This is a genomic window from Pedobacter borealis DSM 19626, assembly GCF_000708285.2.
Taxonomy (GTDB): domain Bacteria; phylum Bacteroidota; class Bacteroidia; order Sphingobacteriales; family Sphingobacteriaceae; genus Pedobacter; species Pedobacter borealis.
Map to the genome: position 1 here is coordinate 1 of NZ_JAUG01000158.1, position 5100 is coordinate 5100.

At 40.7% G+C, this 5100-nt stretch carries 2 protein-coding genes; both read right to left on the bottom strand.

Translation table 11 applies throughout. From position 1 onward, the window contains the following. Positions 1-341: 341 nt before the first annotated feature. Positions 342-2216: a glycoside hydrolase family 36 protein gene (locus tag AW17_RS22885; protein WP_051692057.1), complete on the bottom strand. Its 1875-nt coding sequence runs from the start codon at positions 2214-2216 to the stop codon at positions 342-344. A gap of 362 nt (positions 2217-2578) precedes the next feature. Then, a complete protein-coding gene (locus tag AW17_RS22890; protein WP_051692058.1) occupies positions 2579-4876 on the bottom strand; it encodes a hypothetical protein in 2298 nt (765 codons plus the stop codon). Positions 4877-5100 lie beyond the last annotated feature (224 nt).

The following is a 5100-nucleotide window of genomic DNA, read 5'->3' on the forward strand; positions in this document are numbered from 1 at the left end:
CGAACTCATATTGATAAATAACTTATATTTAGATGGTTACAGAACAACGTCGATGGTAGCCTGTCGAAGGACAAATGTTTTTTCGTTTTCGACTATAGAAAGGTCTTCGACAAGCTCAGACTGACAACGGCATAGTACTTAACTTAATGGAATTGCAGACTATTGCAATTCCAATGTATCATAAATAGATTTGTCATCCTGAGCTTGTCGAAGGACCTGTTAAATACGCTTTAAGGTGTTTCGACAAGCTCTCCTTAGGAGTCCTTTGGACAACATGACAGCACCTGAGTGAAATCACCTTTATGATACAGCCTACAGTAAAGTTGTACAAGAGACCTTGATTAATTAACCTTTTTCGCCACAATTAATTGTGCGCTATGTGGTAGCAAATCATTAATCACATATTCTTTTTCGAAAACGCCGATTTCCTTACCGGTCCATTTATTGCTTAAAGTATATTTTCCGGCAGGTAATTTTATTTTACGGCTAACCGGAGCATCACTTGCGTTAAACACGGTGTATTCAATGTGATCTTTAAAATTAATAATACCTACTTCAAATTTTTCGTTTTCGAACCTTGCCGACTTTCCTGTTGGGGGAATCATTTTTTTAAGAATTGCCAGTCTTTCTGGCTTAATTGTAGTCAGGTCATCACCACTTAATAACATGCCACCCGAGGCATACACTGTTGTAGCATGGTATAAAAATTCATTTTCTGGCATTACCACTTTCTTTGTTGCAGCTGCATTACCTCCCTGATCCATTACATCTTCGGCACCATTATCAGTTAAGAGAATACAATCCGGATCGTTCCACCATAACCGTCCATTCTGCCAACCCCTGAGTAGGTTTTCTCTTCCTATATTCCGGAACGACTTCCAATCACGCCAGGTATCCATAGAACTTCTCGAACCATGAATTAAACCCAGGGAGCCCCATATTGGATGGTTACAACCTAGTATAAAGGCATCTCCAGAACCTTTAAGTATGGCTTCCATACCCCGGCGATAAGCTTCGATTCTGGTTGCCTTTTTATCGTAATGTACACCACCATACATAGCGCCCCAATAATTGGCATCGAGCTTAAAATAAGTAACGCCCCATTTTTGACGCATGGTTTTAAAAAGTTCGGTATAATATTGCTGAACTGCCGGGTGTGTACCATCTAATACATACCATGGTCCTAAGCGCCAACCTCCAAAACCAATTTTATCAGAACGTAAGGGTTTGCCAGCTTCGTCCTTAACAAACCAATCGGGATGGTTCTTGAATAATTCGGATTGTGGACTGGCCACAAATGGCGCTACCCAAATGGCAGGTTCTAAACCTTTATTTTTAATATCGTGCAGTACCTGCGCAACATCGCCTCCAAAAGCTTTTCCTTTTTCGAGCCAATCGCCCATCCAGGGTTGGTAACCATCATCAATTTGTATGTATTTTAGCTGTGGCAGGTTTTTTGCAATCCAATTGGTATTATCTGATACATTTTTGGCTGTAACCGCTGGACCAAAGCAATACCATGAACACCAGCCCATTGGCACAGGATCGTGCTTTAACCGTGGATGATGTTTAGAAATAGCTTCGGTTAAACGATCGTAGTTTTTTTCCCTGTCGTTACTTGTTGTTACCAAAAACTCTTCCAGGCTCCAGGTTTCGCCAGGCTGCAGCACCAGGTTTTCGCAATCGAGCGAAATACGGAGGCGTTTGGCATCAAAAGAAAATCTGGATATAAATCTTTTACAAGATGTTGTAGCCAATAACACCCTGCTATTTTCGGGGAGTTGCAAGGTTAACATGCCATATGCTGTCCGCAAATTTTCAGGTTCGGGTATTTTATAATGACTTCTGTCGGGGTATGTACCCCAATCTTCGGGTTTGCCCAACGTGCCGCCTATCTGTCCCAGTTTTTGAAAAGCTTCTCCATAAATTTTGGTGGTATCGGCCAATTGATGTTGTAGATCGAATACCACTACTTCTTTTACCTGTACGGCTTTAGCTGAAGTATTTTTAACTGAAAGTGCACATAAATCGCTACTCCATTTCCTGCCTACTATGAGTGCGTCTGCCGCAGCGCCATCGGTTAGGATAACTTTGGCTGGTGCATCTTTTAAACGCTGTACAAATCCGTCTGCCGATCCGCTGTTATCAACACTGCATGACAGACTAATTACCCCTAAAGCAGTGAAAAGCATGAGGCTTACCAGGTATTTTTTCATCAGAGTATAATTTGTTTTTTAATTGTTATGAAGCTATCATGAGTTTTATTTTTCACTCGGCCCTGTTTGATTTTTGTGTTCAAGAGCTCGCAGGCTTGGTTCATTGCATTTTGAGAGTGTAAACTCATGATGGTTTCATTCGGTAATAATTTAATTTTTTATTGTAAAATACGATTTAATCCAAATATTTTATTCAACCAGCATCCATGTATTGCTATTTGCAGGTATTGTAAATCAATTAATGCAAGTGGCCGTCCAATTTGTGTGATAATAGATCACGCAACAACACTTAAAACCCTCTAGGTATACATATTTCGATAAATTTGTCCAAAGAAGGGTACTTCAAAATCTGCAAGTGGTCGTTAATATCCTCCTGCAATATCTCTGTTTAAGCTAATAGCCATTTTTCTTTCTCCCTTTACGATTGGATAAAGTCTCCATTTATTATTATCAACCTGCTCCAGTTGCCAGCTATTTGCAGGGTCTGCCAGCTGCATTTTTACACTTCTGGGAAAGGCATTGGCAGCTCTTGCATTTTCCCAGGTTCTTATTACTTTGAAAATGGCATCTTTCTGCGGACAGCTTTCAACATCCTTTTGATTGATCTTTAAACTATATGTGGTACCGACACCTACAGAAATAGCCTGTATATGTTCATATTCTTCAACCTTTGATTTGGCATTGATCGGGAAATTCCCGCCCATACCCACCGGAAAATAATTGGCGTAACATACGTCGCGAAGGTCTTTTCCCTGACTGGTCGTGCTACCCCATTCGCGGGTTTCAGCATCGTACAGATTTTTTCCACCACCGACGTTCCAGATGCTTTGATAATGCCATGACCCTTCGGATAAGGTAGCACCCGTGAAACGGATATAAGGAACACCCAACTGCGCAGCTTTTTCGAACATTTTACCAAAAAAACGTTTAGCCGAATAATAACCGTGGCCATTATTGAACAAAAACTCCTGTCCATCAAAGTCATAATAAGCAAGGCCGTTAATTTTACAGATTTCAGCAAAGTGTTCGGCTATTTTGTCCTGAAGTTGCATATTCGGAATGAGCCCGTCATAACCATAATTAACCGTTACCTGAAGTTTATAAATAGCATCTCCGTCCGAATGGTTTGACGCTGTGGTTTTCCAGTATCCGCGCTTCACATTCAAAAGCCTATAGGGTTTTTCTTTGGAAACGCCCATGTAATGGATAAGTTCTTTACCGATTTTGACCATATTTAAGTTGGCGCAATGACCTTCCCAGCTGGCAATCTCGTCAAGATAAATCGGGTTGTCAACAAGAATAACGGTGTCGGTTGCGCTGATGTTTTTTACCAGCAGGCGTTTTTGCTGATAACACAGGCTATCGCTCGGTATCGGGCTCGCATCCATAGTTCCCGGGGCCAAAGCAGTGGTAATAGGTGTTCTGCCGATGCTAATACCCTGTTTAGCAGCCATATCAGAAAACTCCTTATGCGAAACACTTCGACCAGTTAATTTTATCGGCTTTTTCTCAAAATTTCTTCCGTCGATATAACCTTGGTTACCACGGTCAGCCCTTAAAAAACCCTGATCATATAAACTTATGGTTTTAAAACCCAATCTTGATGCATAAGAGATGGTGCTGTCATTTAAATTACCACTGGTAAGAAGATCAGGAACAAAAGCAGCCGGGTCTTTTATCCATTTTCCGTTAATGGTTGGGTGCGGAAGTTTTTCCGTTAAAACAATTTTCTGGATTACATCCAACAAAGCCGTACTATCCGGGCTTCCCCATAAGGCTACGGATGATCCGATATAATCTACCCCTGGTAAGGCCTGCACCTGCAAATGGTTTGGAGTGTTGGCCGCCATATTGGGAATGAGCGAAAAGTAAACCTCTCTTTCAAAACCACGGTCTCTTGATTGATAAGAGAGCGATATTCTTCCATTTTTATCCACATTAGCTGCATTGCCATACATGATCCGGTACCAGGGTTCTTTGTGTGCATAAAAAGCAACATCGCTGATACCATTCCCTCCAAGCGTAAATACCTGACCTTCATGAAGGTTGGCAGGCAAGGGAAACCGTTTAGCATCGGGACTGTGAACAACATATTGAAACGGGGCTGCATCTCCAATTGTTTCCGCTTTTCCGCCCAGGGTATTATCGTTTAAAGCCATCATACCGATGGAGTAGTTTACCGCAGCACTTGTATCTCTTGCCACGCCGATGATTTCCCCAAATAGATTATTGATTCTGGTATGTACCGGTCCCCATTCAATTACATCAATACCTTTCCGGTTGGTAAGCGATAAAAGGGTTAATTTGAAATATTTCGCCTTAGGTTCCAATTTAACGCTCGCCACTGAACCATTGGCATAATACAGCGAGAATGTTTTTTTATCTTTTATATAAACCGCTTTTGTGGGTTCAAAGTATTTTTTTTTAGTATCACTATATAAACTCAGTAAGGGTGAGGGCTTTTCTGCTAGACTAAATTCCTTGTATGGTGCCTTAGTTTTGTTTTTCATACTGGTGACGAAACCTTTGTTATCGACCCTGATCTTAAAATAATCGGTAGAGAACTCGGTCTGCGCATAACTTTTCACTGAAAACCAACAGGTTATCGCCATTAGCAAGACAATTGCTTTTAGGGTGGTATAAAAAAAACTATTTTGCATTTCAGGTATTTATTTGTGTGTGGTTTGTGTGTTGTAAATTATTAAAGTTACTTAAAACCTGAGTTCGATAATTATTTGCTGAAAATTATATCTTATTTACGCCTAATCCCGCTTTATCGTCCTGCTGAATTTATTTCAGCATCTTTTTAGCGTGAAAGACCCTGAAATAAATTCAGGGTGACGACCGTCTTAACAGAAAACTTGATTAAAACGCCACAAAATGA